At 61.6% G+C, this 18,789-nt stretch carries 19 protein-coding genes and 1 pseudogene; 11 read left to right on the top strand and 9 right to left on the bottom strand.

Going from position 1 to position 18,789, the window contains the following annotated elements; all coding sequences use genetic code 11:
• Nucleotides 1-49: 49 nt before the first annotated feature.
• A complete protein-coding gene (locus EFB14_RS03310) occupies nt 50-379 on the bottom strand; it encodes a hypothetical protein (RefSeq protein ID WP_126822692.1) in 330 nt (109 codons plus the stop codon).
• Here EFB14_RS03310 and fumC point away from each other — a divergent pair.
• Entirely contained in the window at nt 378-1,769 is a 1,392-nt protein-coding gene (fumC, locus tag EFB14_RS03305; RefSeq protein ID WP_126822690.1) for a class II fumarate hydratase, read from the top strand. The two genes, EFB14_RS03310 and fumC, sit on opposite strands and share 2 nt — an antisense overlap.
• 327 nt (nt 1,770-2,096) lie before the next feature.
• Here the strand turns inward: fumC and EFB14_RS03300 are convergent.
• Nucleotides 2,097-2,922 (bottom strand): annotated as a pseudogene (locus EFB14_RS03300) (Ig-like domain-containing protein).
• Between the two features lie 248 nt (nt 2,923-3,170).
• Here EFB14_RS03300 and EFB14_RS03295 point away from each other — a divergent pair.
• Nucleotides 3,171-4,778 carry a fumarate hydratase gene (locus EFB14_RS03295; RefSeq protein WP_126822688.1) on the top strand — a complete coding sequence of 536 codons (1,608 nt, stop codon included), beginning with the start codon at nt 3,171-3,173 and terminating at the stop codon, nt 4,776-4,778.
• Nucleotides 4,779-4,891: 113 nt separating this feature from the next.
• On the opposite strand, the gene EFB14_RS03290 is transcribed toward EFB14_RS03295, so the two are convergent.
• Nucleotides 4,892-5,197, bottom strand: a complete 306-nt coding sequence (locus tag EFB14_RS03290; protein ID WP_376772299.1) for a hypothetical protein — start codon at nt 5,195-5,197, stop codon at nt 4,892-4,894.
• A gap of 133 nt (nt 5,198-5,330) precedes the next feature.
• Between EFB14_RS03290 and EFB14_RS03285 the strand changes: the two genes are divergently transcribed.
• On the top strand, nt 5,331-6,398 hold the full coding sequence (locus tag EFB14_RS03285; protein WP_126822686.1) for a GGDEF domain-containing protein: 1,068 nt from the start codon (nt 5,331-5,333) through the stop codon (nt 6,396-6,398).
• Nucleotides 6,399-6,449: 51 nt separating this feature from the next.
• Here the strand turns inward: EFB14_RS03285 and EFB14_RS03280 are convergent, their stop codons facing one another.
• Both EFB14_RS03280 and EFB14_RS03275 read right to left on the bottom strand, forming a co-directional pair.
• The gene (locus tag EFB14_RS03280; RefSeq protein ID WP_126822684.1) at nt 6,450-7,061 is read right to left on the bottom strand and encodes a pyridoxamine 5'-phosphate oxidase family protein; all 612 of its coding nucleotides are present in this window, start codon (nt 7,059-7,061) and stop codon (nt 6,450-6,452) included.
• Between the two features lie 37 nt (nt 7,062-7,098).
• Nucleotides 7,099-8,079: an alpha/beta hydrolase gene (locus tag EFB14_RS03275; protein WP_126822682.1), complete on the bottom strand. Its 981-nt coding sequence runs from the start codon at nt 8,077-8,079 to the stop codon at nt 7,099-7,101.
• Nucleotides 8,080-8,125: 46 nt separating this feature from the next.
• Here EFB14_RS03275 and EFB14_RS03270 point away from each other — a divergent pair, with 46 nt between their 5' ends.
• The gene (locus EFB14_RS03270; RefSeq protein ID WP_125845832.1) at nt 8,126-8,593 is read left to right on the top strand and encodes a MarR family winged helix-turn-helix transcriptional regulator; all 468 of its coding nucleotides are present in this window, start codon (nt 8,126-8,128) and stop codon (nt 8,591-8,593) included.
• Nucleotides 8,594-8,596: 3 nt separating this feature from the next.
• Here EFB14_RS03270 and EFB14_RS03265 read toward each other — a convergent pair whose 3' ends face one another.
• Both EFB14_RS03265 and EFB14_RS03260 read right to left on the bottom strand, forming a co-directional pair.
• Nucleotides 8,597-9,787, bottom strand: a complete 1,191-nt coding sequence (locus EFB14_RS03265) for a low temperature requirement protein A (protein WP_126822680.1) — start codon at nt 9,785-9,787, stop codon at nt 8,597-8,599.
• Nucleotides 9,788-9,816: 29 nt separating this feature from the next.
• Nucleotides 9,817-10,194 carry a gamma-butyrobetaine hydroxylase family protein gene (locus EFB14_RS03260; RefSeq protein WP_183604816.1) on the bottom strand — a complete coding sequence of 126 codons (378 nt, stop codon included), beginning with the start codon at nt 10,192-10,194 and terminating at the stop codon, nt 9,817-9,819.
• A gap of 131 nt (nt 10,195-10,325) precedes the next feature.
• Between EFB14_RS03260 and moaA the strand changes: the two genes are divergently transcribed.
• A complete protein-coding gene (moaA, locus tag EFB14_RS03255) occupies nt 10,326-11,372 on the top strand; it encodes a GTP 3',8-cyclase MoaA (protein ID WP_126822678.1) in 1,047 nt (348 codons plus the stop codon).
• Nucleotides 11,373-11,646: 274 nt separating this feature from the next.
• Here moaA and EFB14_RS03250 read toward each other — a convergent pair whose 3' ends face one another.
• Complete coding sequence (locus EFB14_RS03250; protein ID WP_126823526.1) at nt 11,647-12,432, bottom strand: class I SAM-dependent methyltransferase; 786 nt, start codon at nt 12,430-12,432, stop codon at nt 11,647-11,649.
• Between the two features lie 115 nt (nt 12,433-12,547).
• Between EFB14_RS03250 and EFB14_RS03245 the strand changes: the two genes are divergently transcribed.
• The 3 genes from EFB14_RS03245 to EFB14_RS03235 are packed head-to-tail and all read left to right on the top strand — an operon-like array spanning nt 12,548 to nt 15,508.
• Nucleotides 12,548-13,684 carry an ABC transporter substrate-binding protein gene (locus tag EFB14_RS03245; RefSeq protein WP_126822676.1) on the top strand — a complete coding sequence of 379 codons (1,137 nt, stop codon included), beginning with the start codon at nt 12,548-12,550 and terminating at the stop codon, nt 13,682-13,684.
• A 7-nt stretch (nt 13,685-13,691) separates the two neighbouring features.
• On the top strand, nt 13,692-14,762 hold the full coding sequence (locus tag EFB14_RS03240) for a FecCD family ABC transporter permease (protein ID WP_126822674.1): 1,071 nt from the start codon (nt 13,692-13,694) through the stop codon (nt 14,760-14,762).
• A complete protein-coding gene (locus EFB14_RS03235) occupies nt 14,756-15,508 on the top strand; it encodes an ABC transporter ATP-binding protein (RefSeq protein WP_126822672.1) in 753 nt (250 codons plus the stop codon). The genes EFB14_RS03240 and EFB14_RS03235 overlap by 7 nt, the downstream gene beginning before the upstream one ends.
• Nucleotides 15,509-15,551: 43 nt before the next feature.
• Here the strand turns inward: EFB14_RS03235 and EFB14_RS03230 are convergent, their stop codons facing one another.
• Nucleotides 15,552-16,319 (bottom strand): SDR family oxidoreductase, encoded by a 768-nt coding sequence (locus tag EFB14_RS03230; RefSeq protein ID WP_126822670.1) that lies wholly within the window; start codon nt 16,317-16,319, stop codon nt 15,552-15,554.
• A 341-nt stretch (nt 16,320-16,660) separates the two neighbouring features.
• On the opposite strand from EFB14_RS03230, the gene EFB14_RS03225 reads away from it, so the two are divergent.
• From EFB14_RS03225 to mobB, 3 genes are read left to right on the top strand one after another with little or no spacing between them, the layout of a single operon-like run.
• Complete coding sequence (locus tag EFB14_RS03225; RefSeq protein ID WP_126822667.1) at nt 16,661-17,569, top strand: DMT family transporter; 909 nt, start codon at nt 16,661-16,663, stop codon at nt 17,567-17,569.
• 21 nt (nt 17,570-17,590) lie between these two features.
• Nucleotides 17,591-18,220: a molybdenum cofactor guanylyltransferase MobA gene (gene mobA / locus EFB14_RS03220; protein ID WP_126822665.1), complete on the top strand. Its 630-nt coding sequence runs from the start codon at nt 17,591-17,593 to the stop codon at nt 18,218-18,220.
• Nucleotides 18,217-18,735 carry a molybdopterin-guanine dinucleotide biosynthesis protein B gene (gene mobB / locus EFB14_RS03215; RefSeq protein WP_126822663.1) on the top strand — a complete coding sequence of 173 codons (519 nt, stop codon included), beginning with the start codon at nt 18,217-18,219 and terminating at the stop codon, nt 18,733-18,735. Before mobA ends, mobB begins: the two co-directional genes overlap by 4 nt.
• The last annotated feature ends 54 nt before the right edge of the window (nt 18,736-18,789 follow it).

Here is an 18,789-nt window from a genome sequence, read left to right as displayed (position 1 = left end):
CAAGGCTCAAACTCAAATCCGCGAAGCTCAAGAGCGTCCGGCTCATTCATCAGAAACCGGCCTTCGCCGCCAGCGCCGGCGGACTCATTTTTATGTGAGGGAAAGCCTGCACGGCGCCGCGCAGCAGTTCACACAAAATTATGAAATTATTAGTTAATTTTTTACCGAATTTTCGCCGGCGGACCAGTGCGGCAAAAACCTCCCGGCACATAAAATTTCGAAAGTGGCCGAAAAAGCACGCCGCCGGGCCGGTAAAAACATGACATAATCTCTCAATATTTAACGTGGCATACGGTTTTCTTGTCGGGGTTTCCGACCTATAAAACCCCATCTTTGGAAGATGCCAGAAAACAGCATGTAAAGGGAAGGCAAAGCTCATGACCGCAACCCGCACCGAAACAGACACTTTTGGCCCCATCGACGTTGCCGCCGACCGATATTGGGGCGCCCAGGCCGAGCGTTCGCTCGGCAATTTCAAGATTGGTTGGGAAAAGCAGCCGCTGTCGATCGTGCGTGCGCTCGGCATCGTCAAGCAGGCCGCCGCCCGCGCCAACATGTCTCTCGGCCAGCTCGATCCGGCCCTCGGCAAAGCCATCGTCGACGCCGCCCGGGAAGTGATCGACGGCAAGCTCGACGACCATTTTCCGCTGGTGGTCTGGCAGACCGGTTCGGGTACGCAGTCGAACATGAACGCCAATGAAGTGATCTCCAATCGTGCAATAGAAATGCTCGGCGGCGTCATGGGTTCCAAGAAGCCGGTGCATCCGAACGATCATGTAAATATGAGTCAGTCGTCGAACGACACCTATCCGACGGCCATGCACATCGCATGCGCCGAACGGATCGCCCATCACCTGCTGCCGTCGCTGAAACACCTGCATGCCGCCCTCGACATGAAGGTCACCGAGTTCAGCCACATCATCAAGATCGGCCGCACCCACACCCAGGATGCGACGCCGCTGACGCTCGGCCAGGAATTCTCCGGTTATGCCGCCCAGGTCGGCTCCGCCATCAAGCGCATCGAGATGACCCTGCCCGGCCTCTGCGAACTCGCCCAGGGCGGCACCGCCGTCGGCACCGGCCTCAATGCGCCTGTTGGTTTTGCCGAAAAGGTCGCCCAGGAGATCGCCAACATCACCGGCATGCCCTTCGTCACCGCGCCGAACAAGTTCGAGGCGCTCGCCTCGCATGACAGCATGGTGTTCAGCCACGGCGCCATCAATGCCGCTGCCGCCGCCCTCTTCAAGATCGCCAACGACATCCGCCTGCTCGGCTCCGGCCCGCGCTCTGGCCTCGGCGAGCTAGCGCTGCCGGAAAACGAGCCCGGCTCCTCGATCATGCCCGGCAAGGTGAACCCCACCCAGTGCGAAGCCCTCACACAGGTCTGCATCCACATCTTCGGCAACCACGCGGCTCTCACCTTCGCCGACAGCCAAGGCCATTTCGAACTCAACGTCTACAATCCGATGATGGCCTATAATTTCCTGCAGTCGGTGCAACTGCTTGCCGACGCCGCCATCTCCTTCACCGACAATTGCGTCGTCGGCATCGAGGCGCGCGAGGACAACATCAAGGCCGGCCTCGAACGCTCGCTGATGCTAGTGACAGCACTCGCCCCCAAGATCGGCTACGACGCCGCGGCCAAGATCGCCAAGACAGCGCACAAGAACGGCACGACGCTGAAGGAAGAGGCGCTCGCCAGCGGCCTGGTGACGTCGGAGGAGTATGACGAGATCGTGCGGCCTGAGACGATGATCGGGCCGAAGTAGGACGGTCGTGGGCGCGCTGCCCCGCTTCTCCACTTGTTCCCTCTTCTCCACGTTCGGAGCAAGAGGGAACGGACGAGCTGGCCACTTGCTCCCTCATTCCTGTGCCTGTCACAGGAATCCAGCCACGGCGCGTCCGCGCCGTGAATGAATCAATACCTCAAGAAAAGAGTCTTTTGCGCCCAAGGACTTGGGCGCACTGGATTCCTGTGACGAGCACAGGAATGAGGGAGATTGCGGTAGCCGTCTCGCGAAACTTCCAACCGACACGAATAAAGCCACCCGCCTGCCGGCACCGGCCGGGGCAACCCATCACACACCCGGCAAGCCTCAAACCAACAACGAAAAATTGTCCATCGCGACAGAATTGCCCATGAAATCAAAACGAATCTCATCGATGTCTTCGATATCAACCTCGAGATTGGGACCAGTGACCTCAAGCTCCTGCTGATAGACGATCTGCCCGTCGTTCAGCGCGGTAAGCGTCAGGTGAAATGACGATGCCGACAATTCGGCGATTGAAACGCCCTGAAAGGTGAAATCCCCGCCATCGACCATTTTCAAGGTCACGGGCGCCGAACCCGGCGATAGAACGGTATCGCTGAAACCGTCCTCGGTGATGGCATTAACGCCCGGGATGGTGTCATAGACGAAACCGTTCAGAAGCGTCACTTCGTGGCTGCCGTTCACGGAGCGCAAAGCCCCGGTAATTGGGCAGAGAGAAATTGTCCGCCCTCGATGTGACACCCATATCGTCGAAATCCAGAACTTCGTGGTACTTGTCCTCTTCATTGACGCCGTCGATCGCCAGCGTAAGAACCCCTACATCCGTCCCGCCTGCGCCATCGGAGATCTTATAGCGGATCTCTTCGATCAGCTGTTCGTGCGCCCGCAGGTTCTTCACCACGTCAAGCGTGTAATCTAGCTCATATTCGAAATGACCGTCGGGCCGCACGGTGAAGGTCCCGTAGTCCCCTCTTATGATCGTTTCCTGCGTCAGACCGTGTTTCGCATCGACCCGGACACCGTCGAAAGAACGGAGATAAAGGGCCGATCCCTCGGGATCGCTGTCGTTGGACAGCAAATCGCCCCTGATCCAGTCATGCTCGAAGAAAATGCGGAGGTCGTCGTTAGCAGTTGGCTTTGCATTCGTCATCGGAAGCTCCAGCAAGTTAACGCGGCCGGAAATATGGACTGGCAGCGAACCGAAGGCAACTTTGAGTCGTCCTTTATCGCGGCTCACGCCGATTTCACTACTTCGCCTCATCCGCACCGGCTGCGAAAGCACATGCGACCATGGTCTCAACCGGCCAAACTCCGGCCGCATCCCGATTGCATTTGCCCCACGGCGGATTTAGACCGGTTCCAATCTAGCGACGCACGCCCAGCAGAAAGGTCACTTCGATGGCTGACGATCTCTTCCCCCTCGGCAAGGATGCCACCCCTTATCGCAAGATCAGTGGCGACCATGTCTCGGTTGACACGTTCAAGGGCCAGGAAATCCTGACCGTCGAGCCGGAAGGCATCCGCCTGCTTGCCGAAACCGCCTTTGCCGACATCAACCATCTGCTGCGCCCCGGCCATCTGAAGCAGCTCGCCTCGATCCTCGACGATCCGGAGGCGACCGACAACGACCGCTTCGTCGCCTACGACCTGTTGAAGAACGCCAATATCGCTGCCGGCGGCGTGCTGCCCATGTGCCAGGACACGGGCACGGCGATCATCATGGGCAAAAAGGGCCGCAGGGTCTGGACCGAGGGCGGGGATACGGCAGCGCTCGCCCGCGGCGTCATGGACGCCTATGAGAAGAAGAACCTGCGTTATTCGCAGCTCGCGCCGGTCAAGATGTTCGAGGAGAAGAACACCAAGAACAACCTGCCGGCCCAGATCGATATCTATGAGGAAGGCACCGACGCCTATGAATTCCTCTTCGTCGCCAAGGGCGGCGGCTCGGCCAACAAGACCTTCCTCTACCAGGGCACGCCCTCGCTTTTGACGCACGATCGGATGATCGACTTCCTCAAGGAGAAGATCCTGACGTTAGGGACGGCAGCCTGTCCCCCCTACCATCTGGCGATCGTCATCGGCGGTACCTCTGCCGAGATGAACCTGAAAACGGTCAAGCTCGCCTCGACCCGCTATCTCGACGAACTGCCGACCGAGGGCTCCGAGAGCGGCCACGCCTTCCGCGACGTCGAAATGGAGAAGGAAATCCACAAGCTGACGCAACAGATGGGCGTCGGCGCCCAGTTCGGCGGCAAGTATTTCTGTCATGACGTCCGCGTCATCCGCCTGCCCCGTCACGGTGCCTCACTGCCGATCGGCCTCGGCGTCTCCTGTTCCGCCGACCGCCAGGCCAAGGGCAAGATCACCCGCGACGGCATCTTCATCGAGCAGCTCGAAACCGACCCGTCCAAGTACATGCCCGAGATCGACGAGGCGAAACTGTCGGAATCGACGGTTCATATCGACCTCAACCGGCCGATGGCCGAGGTGCTTGCCGAGCTTTCCAGGCATCCCGTCAAGACGCGGCTGTCCTTGACCGGCACGATCATCGTCGCCCGCGACCTCGCCCATGCCAAGATCCGCGAACGGCTGGAAAAGGGCGAAGGCATGCCCGACTACCTGAAGAACCACCCGGTCTATTATGCCGGCCCCGCCAAGACGCCTGTCGGTTACGCCTCCGGCTCCTTCGGCCCGACGACGGCCGGCCGCATGGATAGTTACGTCGACCAGTTCCAGTCCTTCGGCGGCTCGATGGTGATGCTTGCCAAGGGCAACCGCTCACGCGCCGTGCGCGAGGCCTGCAAGAAGCATGGCGGCTTTTATCTCGGCTCGATCGGCGGCCCCGCCGCCCGCCTCGCGCAGGACTGCATCCGCAAGGTCGAGGTCTTCGAATATCCCGAACTCGGCATGGAAGCGGTCTGGAAGATCGAAGTCGAAGACTTCCCGGCCTTCATCGTCATCGACGACAAGGGCAATGATTTCTTCCAGGAATTGAATTTGGGATGATTAAGGCGGGGCCGCGCCGATACAGGTCCGAGGGAGTGGGCGAGCCGGCCGCTTGCTCCCTCTTCTCCCCAGCGGAACTCTTTCAGGCATTCGAAACGAAGTAGGCAAACTGCCTACCGCGCCGACGCCCTGTCCAACGGGCCGGCATCATGCGCCACGGCCGCAATGTCCGCAGCACTCACCACATCCCCGTTATCCACCCTCGCAAGGATCTCCGTGCGGAAAGCTCCGGCGAAGAGACCAGCGTGCTGCGACAGTATGGTGCTGCCTGCGATCAGGGTGACGGCGAGGATAGCGAAAGAAATATGACGAGATGTTTGCATGAAATCACGAAAAGAACTGTAAGTTTTTCTGACGCCATTCCCGTTCAACGGGTATGCACTGTCCTGGTAAAGATACGTTTTTTGATGCAGAATCATAGGCCTGATCGAAGTATTGCTCGGATAGGAAGTTGTCGTATGTAATCTTTGGTATATGTCGCTTTAATCTTTTCCCAAGAAATTTAAGCTAACAGATAAATTATTGCCTTCGAATATATGAGGAGTTCGCCGGATGAATACGGCTGTCGCGCCTAAGGTGCAGGTTCCCGACGTAGCGGGCCAGATCACCTATGCCATGCGCTCGATGGGCGTTGCGCCGATACCCCGCAACTACGAACTCTTCTATGAAGCCTATATCGGCTCCAATCCGGCACTGACCCGTGAGCTTGCGGCCCTCGGCAGCCAGGCGACCCAGGCCGAACTCGACGCCCTCGGCTCGCAATATTTCACCAATAGCCCTGCCCGCGTCTTTGACGATGCCCATTCGCGCATATCAGGCGAACTCGACGGACTGCTGCGGATCCTGAGACAGGAGCAGAACTCGCTCGAAAGCTATACTAGGCTGCTCGGCGAAACCCACAAGCGCATCACCTCCAAAAGCAATGCCAGCGTCGAACTGATCGAAAACGCCATCGAACTCCTGAGCAAGGCGACAGGCGACACCATGGCGCACGGCGAGCGCACCGTCGAAGACGTCGTCCAGCGTTCGCAGGAGATGGATCAGGTCCGCAAGGAACTCGACGAATACAAGCGCATCGCCAATACGGACTCGCTGACGCGTCTTTCCAACCGCCGCGCCTTCGACGATCGCCTCGCCGCCGTCTTCAACAGTCCCGGCATGCGGCCGGTGACGGCGCTGCTGCTCGCCGACATCGACAATTTCAAGAAGATCAACGACACCTACGGCCATCCGGTCGGCGACAAGATCCTTGCCACCGTCGCCTCCGTCATCCGCAGCAACGTCCGGCGCGACGTCTTCGTCGCCCGCGCCGGTGGCGAGGAATTCGCGCTCATCATCGAGGGCAATACGCCTGAGGAAGTGATGGCGATCGCCGAGCGTATCCGCCGCACGCTTGAGACAACGCCCTTCAAGAATTCCCGCACGCGGGTGAACTACGGCCCGGTCACCGTCTCGATCGGCGTCTGCATGGCCTCCAGCGCCGAGGATGCCGGCGAACTCTACAGCAAGACCGACATCGCGCTCTACGGCGCCAAGAACGCCGGGCGCAACTGCACCATCCTCTATGAGGACGGCATGCAGAAGGATTTCACCAAGAGCTGGCTGATCTACAAGGCTTGACGGCTGCCCGCCCTGTCACGTCTCCACCGCTGTCACCAAGGTGACGGCGGCTTACCACATCGTCTTCGCCGCGCGTCCAGGCCATTCCCGATCGTAGGTTTCCTGGTCGAAATCGCCAACGGCCGCCTTCAACAGCTGCCCAGGCGTCGGCAGGCCTGCCGGATCGGCGAAATGCTCGGCATTCCAGAGCTCGGCCCGCATCACGGCGCGGGCGCACTGGAAATAGACCTCGTCGATCGAGATGACGATGACGGTGCGGGGGTGCTTACCATCCATTTCGAAGCTTGAAAGCAACGCCTCGTCGTCGGAGACAACGCCACGGCCATTGATGCGCATCGTCGTATTCGAGCCCGGGATCAGGAACATCAGGGCAAGCCTCGGATCGCGCACGATGTTGGAGAGCGAATCGACGCGATTGTTGCCGCGCCAGTCCGGCAGGTGCAGTGTTTCGTCGTCGACGACGCGCACCACGCCGCCGAGATCGCCGCGCGGGGAACAGTCGAGCCCCTCCGGCCCGACGGTCGCAAGCGCCGCGAAAGGCGAAATCTCAATCATCTCACGATAGAGCGGCGTCAAGCGCTTGGTCACCTTGTCGACCGAAGCCTGCGACAGCCCGGCGCTATAGATCCTATTGAGCTCTTCGATACTGCTGATGATTTTCATGAGGCGTCCCGCCGCGGCTTGATCTTCGCCACGGACGCTACAATGCCGCGCGCCTTGCCGGAAGTTCAAAAAATGGAATGATCTCCGCATCTTTTTTGATGCTTTCTGCGGGGACGTCTTCTTCACTGCGGTCGCCTTCGAGAAATGCCGCGATCGCGGCAAGCACCGGCGCGGCACCGACGATGCGCCGGTGCCCGAAGCCGTTAGCCCAGAACAGCCGGACGCGCTTGCCCGCTGCGCCGTAACGCCTGGCATGGGCTGGAGACACTTCCTTGTCGTCCTCGGCATGGATGACGAGCACCGGCCTTCCGATGCCGCTCGCCGCGTCGCCGGCGTCGAAATCCTCGAGTCTCCGCCCGGTGACTCGGTGAACCTCATTCTCAAGTGCGGCTTGCGCAGCGGGGCGAAGGCCGACCATCCGGCCGAAATCGGTAAAGAGCCAGCCCATCTCGCTCGGCGCACCGATCAGCACCAATCGCTCGCCGGTGGCAGGCGCAACGCCGGGCAGCAGGCCTGCCATCGAGACCATGAGCGCCGCGCCGCCGAAAGAATGGCCGATCGCCGCATCGAACGCGCCGAACCGCTCCCCTGCGGCCGCGATCGTCTCGACCGCAAGTCCCATATGCAGGAAGCGGCCGCCCGCGCGGCCATGTCCTGGAAAATCGAGCGCAATGACCTCCGCGCCCGTTGCCGAAAGCATCGAAACGAGATCGGCCATATATTCGGTGCTGGAACCCCAGCCATGAGTGACGAGATAGCGCTTCCGCGGGCCGATCGCCCCACCGTTCAGCCGGTAGGCATGCGCCTTGGCCCCGCCCGCAAGCCTGAGGACGAAGGGCTCGGCGCCGGCAAGCCGCGCAGCACCCGCTGCATGCGCCGCCTTCGCTCTCGTGCCTTTCGGCCGCGGCGATGGAGTGCGGCAGAACATCAGGAATGCCGCCCGGCCCGCCAGCCGCGGCGAAACCGCCTGCAGAGCCGAGAACCCCAGGCGGATGACCTTGAGCGCGAAATTTGCCATAGTGGGAATCCAAAATCTGTTCAACACTGAACAATAAAGTACAACGATGAACAAAAATCAATCCCTTCCCTGGGATCATCCGCGTTTCCGCAGCTGGATCGCAGTGGCGCGCGCCTGCCAGCTCATGCAGCAATCCTTGGCCCGCTCGCTTGCCGATCTCGACATCAAACCCCCGCATCTCGATATTCTGGTCAACCTTTACCGCTTCGAAGGCATCTCGCAGCAGGAGCTGGCGCGCAAGCTGCTGGTCGGCCGCTCCAACATGAGCATGCTCTTGCCGCAGATGGAAAAACGCGGGCTGATCGAGCGGCGCGGCGACGAGCGCGACAAGCGTGTGTTGCGCCTCTACCTCACCGGAGAAGGCCGCAGGCTGACCGAATCTGCGATGACGATCCAGACCGATCTCATCGAACGCACACTCTCCGACGAGCCGATCGAGCAATGCATGGCGACCGCCTCCTCGATGGAGCGGATCATCACCATGCTACTCAAGGATCTGCGCGACGACGACTGATGATCAATGCAGCGTCGGCGCCGCCGATGTGCCGGTCAGAGAGCGATATTCCCAGGCGGCGACGATGATCAGCACCAGCGTCGCGAGAATGCCCATCAGATAGATTTCGATGAAGGGCGCGGCAAAGGCGAGCAGGATCAAAAGCACGAGGCCGGCGAGGTGCGACAGCGGCAGCTGCCCGCTGGTCGCACCCTTGAACCAGAGATTGCCGATCAGGAACAGACCGGAACCGCCGAGCACCGCCGCAGCAATGCCGACGTCGCCCGTCTCATGCGGATGTGAGAACATGAATTCCACCGCCACCGCATGCACGATGATGCCGGCCAGGATCGGAATATGCCCATAGGTGAAGGCCTGCCGCGCCAAAGCTCCCGGCGTCTCCTCATGCTCTATTCGGTGAGCGGCACGCCCGTGACCGAAGCGGAAATAGAGCCACCACATGGCGACCCTGCCGATGAAGGCGGTCACGAAGATAAGGCTGGTCAGACCCGAGATCGGCAACTCGGAAAAGGTGCGGCCGGAAACGAGGATCGCTTCGCCAAGGCAGATGATGACGAAGAGCGCGCAGCGCTCGGCCATATGAGCGCCCGACACGTCCCAGTCGCTCGGAGTGGAACGGCCGAGTCCCGGCACGGCAAAGCCAGCGGCCGGTCCTACATACTCGATCGCCAGCGCAATCACCCAGGCGATCAGCCGGGCTTCGTGTTCAAGCAGCCCGCCGGCGATCCAGAAGATGGCCGCGACAACAAGCCAGGTCGTGATGCGGATAAAATTCAGCGTGTTGGCCCGGTCGACCCGCGTCATCGCATAGGTCGTAAATAGCGAGCGCCCGACCTGCATCGCCACATAGGCGCCGGCAAAGAGCAATCCCTTGTCGCCGAAGGCCTCGGGGATGGAAGCAGACAGCACCAGCCCGAGCATCATCAGCACCACCAGCATGCCGCGCACCGGCATCTTGTCGGGGTCGAGCCAGTTCGTCACCCAGGCGGTAAAGATCCACACCCACCAGACGGCGAAGGTCATCAGGCCCGCTTCGGCCGCACCCAGCGGCGTGTAATGGGCGGCGAGCGCATGCGAAAGCTGCGAGATCGAAAAGACGAAGACCAGGTCGAAGAACAGCTCGAGGAAGGTCACCTTGCTGCCGGCGGCGCTGCCCTTGCCGCGCAGCCAGTTCTTGTTATTCGCTTTCGCCATATGTCCCCCGATGGCTGTGACTTGGAAATTCAGCGCGGCTTTTCCGCGGTGTCGCGGTTCATGCCCTTTTCGCGCAGCTCGTCCTCATAGGCCGAAAATAGCTCAACGCCGCGTTCGCCGAGTTCGCGCAGATAGATCCAGGTATAGATGCCGGTATCGTGCATGTCGTCGAAGCCGATCCGGACCGCATAATTGCCGGTCGGTATCATCGAGATGATCGCGACGTTGCGCTTGCCCGGCACCGTTACCTTCTGCCCCGGCCCGTGGCCCTGCACCTCGGCCGAGGGGGAAAGCACGCGCAAGAGTTCGGCCGAAAGCTCGAAGCTCTGGCCATCGTTGAAGGTCACCACCAGCCGCTGCCGGTCTTTCGAAACGCGGAGTTCGCTCGGCCAGATATCGCTCATCATTTTGTCCTCTTCTATTGCGAGGAGTAGGCGCTGATCTTTTTCAGCGCAAGCTGAAATCGGCATGCAAGCAGGCTGTTTCCCTTGACGTGACAATAGCATATGCCCACATTCACTGGAGTACGGAGATACAGGTGAACAGCAGAGTTGGAACGATAGGCAATGCATCGCCGCTGGTGGCAGGTGCGCATCCGATGGTCGACCCTTTCGGCCGGGCCGTCACCTATCTCCGCGTCTCCGTCACCGACCGCTGCGATTTCCGCTGCACCTATTGCATGGCGGAAAACATGACCTTCCTGCCGAAGAAGGATCTGTTGACGCTCGAGGAGCTCGAGCGGCTCTGTTCCGCCTTCATCGCCAAGGGTGTCGGCAAGATCAGGCTGACCGGTGGTGAGCCTCTGGTGCGCAAGAACATCATGTATCTCGTGCGCCGTCTCGGCGAAAAGATCGGTTCCGGCCTCGACGAGCTAACCCTGACGACCAACGGCTCGCAGCTTTCCCGCCATGCCGAGGAGCTTTATGATTGCGGCGTGCGCCGCATCAACGTCTCGCTCGATACGCTCGATCCCGACAAATTCCGCAAGATCACCCGCTGGGGCGATTTCGACAAGGTCATGGAAGGCATTGATGCCGCCCAGAAGGCCGGCATTAAGATCAAGCTCAATGCCGTGGCGCTAAGGGATTTCAACGACGTCGAGATGCCTGAGATCCTGCGCTTCGCCCATGGCCGCGGCATGGATCTCACCGTTATCGAAACCATGCCGATGGGCGAGATCGACGAGGACCGCACCGACCAGTACCTGCCGCTGTCCCAGCTGCGCGCCGATCTCGAACGTCAGTTCACACTGACCGAGATCGACTACCACACAGGCGGCCCGGCGCGTTACGTCAAGGTCGAAGAAACCGGCGGCCGCCTCGGCTTCATCACGCCGATGACCCATAATTTCTGCGAAAGCTGCAATCGCGTGCGCCTCACCTGCACCGGCACACTCTATATGTGCCTCGGCCAGAACGACGCCGCCGACCTGCGCGCGGCCCTGCGCGCCACCGTAGACGATGCCCTCCTCCACGCCGCGATCGACGAAGCCATCACCCGCAAACCCAAAGGCCACGATTTCATCATCGACCGCACGCATAACCGCCCGGCGGTGGCGCGCCATATGAGTGTCACCGGTGGGTGAAAAATAGGGCGGTACGCCTGCCCCACCCACCCCCTCTCATTCCTGTGCTCGTCACAGGAATCCAGTGCGCCCAAGTCCTTGGGCGCGGAAAACGCCCTTGCCAGTACGGAAGTCATTCACGGCGCGGACACGCCGTGGCTGGATTCCTGTGACGAGCACAGGAATGAGGGTGGGTGGGTCGATACCGTCGCCAGATTTTCTGTCGTAGAATGGGGTGAACCTCGCCTGCCGTAGGACCGATCGCTCCCAGCATCGACACAGCGACGCCAACCCATCACCCAGGCTTACGCGCACAAATCGCAAACCGATCCTGCACCATCCGCTCCAGCCCCCGCAAAAACGGCATCTTGCGCGCTTGCGCCCAATGGATGTCGCCGAGCTTGCGATCGACCACAATATCGGTAAAGCCGGCCTCGCGCAGAAGATCGACCACCGCTTCCGCCGGCATTTGCTTCGAGAAATGCACGCGCGAGCGGATCTTCTGGTGCCGCGCCATCATCTCAGGCGACATGTGGCTCGCCGTCGGCTTGCCGGTCACCTCAGTCCAGAGCTTCTGCAGCCCCTTGACCCAGGTCTCCTTGCCCATATTGCCGTCGAGGATCAGCACCTTGCCGCCCGGCTTCAGCACCGCGAACCATTCCTTGAAGGCGGAAGCCGGGTCGACCAGCGTCCAGACGAGATGCCGGTTGGTGATGGCGTCGTAGCTGTCCCTCGGCTCCATCGTGTTTTCGGCATCGCCGGACACGAAGCGGATATCGGTGCCGCGCTTCTTCGCCTTGGCGCGCGCCTGCGCCAACATCGCATCGGACCAGTCAAGGCCGGTGACCTTGAAGCCGGCATCGTTCATCAGATGCGAGATGACGGCGGTGCCGCAGGCGAGATCCAGGGCAGCGCGCCCCTGCCCCTCGCCGAGATGCTTTCGGATCAGTCGCCGCCAGCCCTTTCGCTCCGCCTCCGAAAAAATTTCATGGCCGACACTCTGGTCGAAGGTCGCGGCCCTTTCCGACCAGAAGTCGCGGATTTCGTCGCGGATGGAGTAGTTCGTGTTCATGGAATTCATCATGGGCATCCCGGCCTGGCATCAGTTTGGAAATGCTCTAAAACATATAACTTGATTCATAAAGTCATATTTCTTATGCCTGCGGAAATTATTCAGACCTCGGGGGAATTTCCAGATGAATTTCATGAAAATGCTCGCAGTCTCCGCTGCTGCGGTTGCGAGCCTGATGCCGCTTTCGGCGCTTGCCCAATCCTTCACAATCAAGGACGTGGCCGGCCGCGAAGTGACCTTCGACAAGCCGGTGGAGCGCGTGATCCTTGGGGAAGGCCGCATGCTCTACGCCGTCGCTCCCATCGAGAAGGAAGATCCCTTCGCCAAGATCGTCGGCTGGCGCAACGATCTCTGGACCACCGACAAGGACGGCTTCAACGCCTATGTCGAGAAGTTTCCGAAGGGCAAGGACCTGCCCTTCCTCGGCAACCTCACAGACGGCACGCTGCAGACCGAGACGGTCGTCAAGCTTCATCCCGACGTGCTGCTGCTGCCGATCGGCAACAAGACGGCAGCCGACGAGGTGAAGCTCGAAGAGATGCTTGCCGGCATCGGCGCGAAGATCGTCTATATCGATTTCCGCGAGCACATTCTCACCAACACCGAACCGAGCCTGAAAATCCTCGGCAAGATCTTCGGCCACGAGGACCGCGCCGAAGCGGTCGCCGCCTTCTGGAAAGAGCAGATGGCGCGGGTGACCAACAGACTGAAAGCCGCCAATCCGCCAAAGCCCAATGTCTTCATGTACCGCGCCGCCGGTCTGGTGGAATGCTGCGGCACATTCGGCCCCGACAATTTCGGCCTGATGGTCGATTGGGCCGGTGGCCACAATCTCGGCTCTGATTTCCTCCCCGGTTATACCGGCTCGATCAATGCCGAGCAGGTCGTCGCCTCTAATCCCGACGTCATCGTCGTCACCGGCTCCAACTGGAGCCAGACCAAGGATGCCAAGGACTTCGTGACTGTCGGCCCGAATGCCGCCGCGACCTTCGGCGACAGCCGCAAGGCCCTGATTGCGCTGATGGAAAACCCTGCCTTCACCGGCTCCCGGGCCGTCGCCGGCGGCAATGTCCATGCGATCTGGCACCAGTTCTACACCAGCCCCTACCAGTTCGTCGCCGTCCAGCAACTGGCCAAATGGTTCCACCCGAACCTCTTTGCCGATCTCGATCCGGATGCCACCTTCAAGGAATTCCACGAAAAATTCCTGCCGGTCGCCTATCAGCCGGGCTACTGGGTCGACGCCAAGGCGGGTGAGTAATTCAGCGATGGCCGAGATCGCCGCACTATCGATCGAAGTGGAAGCCGGGAGGGAGCGCTACCGCGCTCTTGCCCGGCGCAAGCTGCTGATCCTTGCCGTCATGACGGCAGCACTCTGCTTGTCTTTTGCCGTCGATCTCGCCTGGGGGCCGGCTCGCTACAGCCTCAGTGAGGTCGTCGCCGCTCTCTTCGATCCGTCTTCCGTCTCGGATCAGGTGCGGGCCGTCGTCTGGAACATCCGCATGCCGGTTGCCGTGATGGCGATCGTGGTCGGTGCGGCGCTCTCCGTCGCCGGCGCGCAGATGCAGACGATCCTCGCCAATCCGCTCGCCAGCCCCTTCACGCTCGGCATCTCGGCGGCAGCAAGCTTCGGCGCCGCCCTTGCAATCGTCACCAGCGTTCCGCTTCTGCCTGTGGCCGCTGGCCTGCTCGTGCCGGTCAATGCCTTCGTCATGGCGCTGATCGCCACCCTCTTCATTCATTTCATCTCGCAGGCCCGCGGCGCCTCGGTGCAGACGGTGGTGCTACTCGGCATCGCGCTTGTTTTCACCTTCAATGCAGCTCTCGCATTCCTGCAATATCTCGCCTCCGAACAGGCGCTGTCGGCGGTGGTCTTCTGGACGATGGGCAGCCTCACCAAGGCCACCTGGCCGAAGATCTGGGTGACGCTCGCCGTTCTGCTCGCCGCACTTCCGCTCTTTGCCCGCAATGCCTGGGCGCTGACAGCCATCCGCCTCGGCGAGGACAAGGCCGCAAGCTTCGGCGTCAATGTCCGCCGCATCCGGCTGGAAACCATGCTCGTCATCTCGCTGCTTGCCGCGGTCCCCGTGAGCTTCGTTGGCACGATCGGTTTCGTCGGCCTCGTCGGGCCGCATATCGCGCGCATGATCCTCGGCGAGGACCAGCGCTTCTTCCTGCCGGGTTCGATCCTCTCAGGCGCCCTGCTGCTTTCGCTGACCTCGATCGTCTCGAAGTCGATCATCCCAGGCGTCGTCTTCCCGATCGGCATCATCACGGCGCTCGTCGGCGTGCCCTTCTTCTTCTCGCTCATCCTCTCGAACAGGAGCCGATCGTGGTAGCGCTTCAATTGCAGTCGGTCGGCGCCTATCACGGCCGCAAGCTCTTCGTCGAGAACGTGACAACGCCGGTGATGACATCAGGCGAGGTCGTCGCGGTGATCGGCCCGAACGCCGCCGGCAAGTCGACGCTCTTCAAGCGCATCACCGGCCTGCTGAAGGGTCCGGGCCATGTCGTCGTCGAAGGCTCGAAGGCGAAGAATGCCATCAGCTACATGCCGCAGGATACGTCGGCGAATGCGGTGCTGACCGTCTACGAATCCATCCTGCTCGCCCGCAAGCAGGGTCAGTCCTGGGCGGTCGGCGACAGCGACCTGCACTTCATCGACGAGATCATGAGGGCGCTTGATATCACCGCCATCGCCTTCCGCGATCTCGGCGCGCTGTCCGGCGGCCAGCGCCAACTCGTCTCGATCGCCCAGGCGCTCGTCCGCGAGCCCGAAATCATGCTGATGGACGAACCAACCAGCGCGCTCGACCTCCACCGCCAGGTCGAAGTCCTCGATTTCATGCGCCGCCAGGCCCGCGCCAAAGGCATGCTCGTCCTGATCGCCATCCACGACCTCAACCAGGCCCTGCGCTTCGCCGACAAAGTCCTCGTCATCGCCAACGGCCGCATGCGCGCCTGCGGCGCCCCGGGGGATGTCGTCACCGCCGAGATGCTGCGGGAGATCTACAGGGTCGAGGCCCGGGTGGAGAAATGCTCGCTGGACCACAACCATGTAATTGTGGATGGGACGGCGCATTGAGGTTGGGCCTGATCACGTCACAGGCACACAGCCCATCACCCGCCTATGTTCGGCTGATCGACACCCCGCCATCCGCCAGCATCGCCGTCCCCGTCACGAAACTCGACAGGTCGGATGCCAGGAACAACGCCGCATTGGCGATCTCTTCCGGTTGCGCCATGCGTTTCAGCGCATGCAGACCGTTCACGAAGGCAAGCAGCTCCGGCGTGGCATCAGGCGCGTTGGTGATACTGGCGGGCGTGTCGGTGCCGCCGGGGAGCAGGGCGTTGACGCGGATGTTCCTGGAAGCGAGTTCGACGGCGAGCACCTGCACGAGACCGATCAACCCCGCCTTGCTGGCCGCATAGGCGCCCATGCCGGGCATGCCGGCGGTGTAGCCGACGAAGGTGGAGGTGAAGATCAGCGACCCGCCGCCCTCTCCCATCGCCGCCGACTGGTGCTTGGCCCCGAGGAAGGCGGCGGTCAGATTGATCTCGATCGTCTCGCGCCAGCCCTCGAGCGACAAGCCGGCGACCGGGCCCATCTCACCGAGGACGCCGGCATTGTTGAAGGCGATGTCGAGCCTGCCGAAGCGCGAGACCGCCGTCTCGACCAGCCGTTCCTGCAGCGACTCGTCCGTAATGTCGCCTGATATGGCGATGGCCCGTCCGCCGTCCGCCTCGATTTCGGCGACGACGGCGTCGAGCGCGTGCTGTCGCCGGCCATTAATCACGAGCTTTGCACCTTGCCGTGCAAAAACCTTCGCCGCCGCGCGGCCGATGCCGGAACTTGCGCCGGTGACGATTGCGATCTTGTCGTTCAGAAGTGTCATGTCCGTTTCTCCTCTGTTGTCGAGGCATCTCAGATCTCAGACAAGCCATGATGCAGCCACCCGTTTCCCGCGCGGCAACAGAAAATCCACCTGTAGACGATGATTTCCGCCGGCGATCCGCCCGCGGCCGACAGAGGTCGAAAGCCTCCATCGCCACGTCGGGAAATATCGAATTCTCTTTGTAAAACGGTGACTTGCCGCAATCCCAGCCGGCACGCCTGCCGTAACGTCAGCGCCATTGTGCGTTGCATCATCGATTTATCCCGGGTGTGACATTCATTCGATTCCCTTCATGTATCTTCCCGACTAAGAAGGGGCGCACAGGTAACGGGAATCTCTTCATGCCGCGGTCACGCAATACTGAGGGCGCCATCTATATGAGCATGGCGATGGCCGGCTTTTCCGCGAGCGACGCTCTCTCCAAATCGGTGGTTGCCCATATGAACGCCGGCGAGATCATGTTCCTGCGCGGCCTCTTCACCAGCTTGCTCGTCTATCTGATCGCCCGGCAGATGGGCGCGTTGCGCTCCTGGCGCACCGTGCTGAAGCCGATCATCCTCCTCAGGATCATCTGCGAGATGCTGTCGGCCGTCACTTACATTACCGCCCTCGGCATGATGCCGATCGCCAATGCCTCGGCAATCCTGCAGTCGCTGCCGCTGGTCGTCACCTTCGGCGCCGCGCTGTTCTTCAGCGAGCCCGTGGGCTGGCGGCGCTGGTCGGCGATTCTCGTCGGCCTCGTCGGCGTGATGATCATCATCCGCCCCGGCCCGGAAGGCTTCACCGCCGCCGCCCTCCTCTGCGTTGCCGCGGTGCTGACGACGGCCGGCCGCGACCTCGCCACCCGATCGATCGACCCGGAGATTCCCTCGCTGATGATCACCGTCATCACCGCGACCTCCATCTCCTTCTTCGGCGCCTTGCTCATCCCCGTGCTCGGCGGCTGGCAGCCGGTCAGCGCCACCTCGCTCGGGCATCTCCTGCTCGCCTCGGTGCTGGTGCTCGTCGGCTATCAGTCGGTCATCCTCGCCATGCGAACCGGCGAAATCTCCTTCGTCGCGCCCTTCCGCTATACCAGCCTGATCTTCTCCTCGCTGCTCGGCTTTTTCTTCTTCGCCGAGGTTCCCGACGGCTGGACGCTCGTCGGCGCCGCAATCGTCATCGCCTCCGGCCTCTATACGTTCTATCGTGAGGCCAAGCGCCGCGTGTCGCCGATTGCGCAGGAATCGGCACCCCGCGCGCCGGTCTGACGAAGGTTCCGAGGCAGGACGATGGCTGAATTCTCGCTCGACAGGTCCGATATAGCAGGCGTGGTGCTCGCCGGCGGCCGTTCGCAGCGCATGGGCCGCGACAAGGCCGGCGTGATGCTCGGGGCCGAAAGCCTGCTCCACCATGTGCTCGACCGGCTCTCGCCGCAGGTTTTTTCCGTTGCCGTCAATGCCGATGCCACAGCCGAAAACGTGCCCGCCATTCCAGACCGTATTCCCGGCAAGGCCGGGCCGATGGCCGGCATCCATGCGGCCATGACCTATGCCGCCGGCCTTCCCAAGGTCAGCCATGTCGTCACCGTCTCGGTCGATTGCCCGTTCTTCCCGGCCGATCTCGTCGCCCGGCTGGCGGCGGCCGTCGAGCGCCCGTCGCAGATCGCCATTGCGGCCTCCGAGGGCCGCAGCCATCCCGTCTTCGGTCTCTGGCCGGTGACGCTCGCCGCCGATCTCGAAGCCTGGATCGCCACCGATGAAAAGCGCCGCGTGCGCGACTTCCTGTTACGACATGACGTAACGGAAGTGTCGTTTCCGCTGCATCCGACCCGCGCCAGTCTGCTCGACCCTTTCTTCAACATCAACACGCCTGATGATCTCGTCGTGGCGGAACGCTGGCTGGAGGCCCTACGCGCATGACCGCACCGAAAGTCTTCGGCATCGCCGGCTGGAAAAATTCAGGCAAGACCGGGCTCGCCGTCCGACTGGTGACCGAGTTCACCAGCCGCGGCTACAGGATCTCGACGATCAAGCATGCCCATCATGATTTCGACATCGACAAGGTCGGGGCCGACAGCTACCGCCATCGCCAGGCCGGCGCCCATGAAGTCACCATCGTCTCCGGCACCCGCTACGCCATCATGCACGAACTCCGCGGCGCCCCCGAACCCGAATTCGAGGAAATCCTCGCCCGCCTCGCCCCCTGCGATCTCGTGTTGATCGAAGGTTACAAGCGTGAGCCGATCCCCAAGATCGAGGCACGTCGCCTCGAGGCCGCAAACCGCGAACCGCTGGCACCAAGCGATCCCCACATCGCCGCCATCGCCGCCGATCATCCCGTTACGGACACCACCCTGCCGGTCTTCGACCTTGATGACACCAAAGCCATCGCCGATTTCATCGCTGATATCGTCGGGCTTGATGTGACGGGATAGGCAGTCCCGAACGAACCCTCCACTGGTATGACAGGGAGCAAATGTTCCCGCCTA

The organism is Rhizobium fabae (assembly GCF_003985135.1).
Taxonomy (GTDB): domain Bacteria; phylum Pseudomonadota; class Alphaproteobacteria; order Rhizobiales; family Rhizobiaceae; genus Rhizobium; species Rhizobium pisi.
Note: the sequence above shows the minus strand (reverse complement) of the source record. Positions and strands in the feature narration are given on the sequence as shown.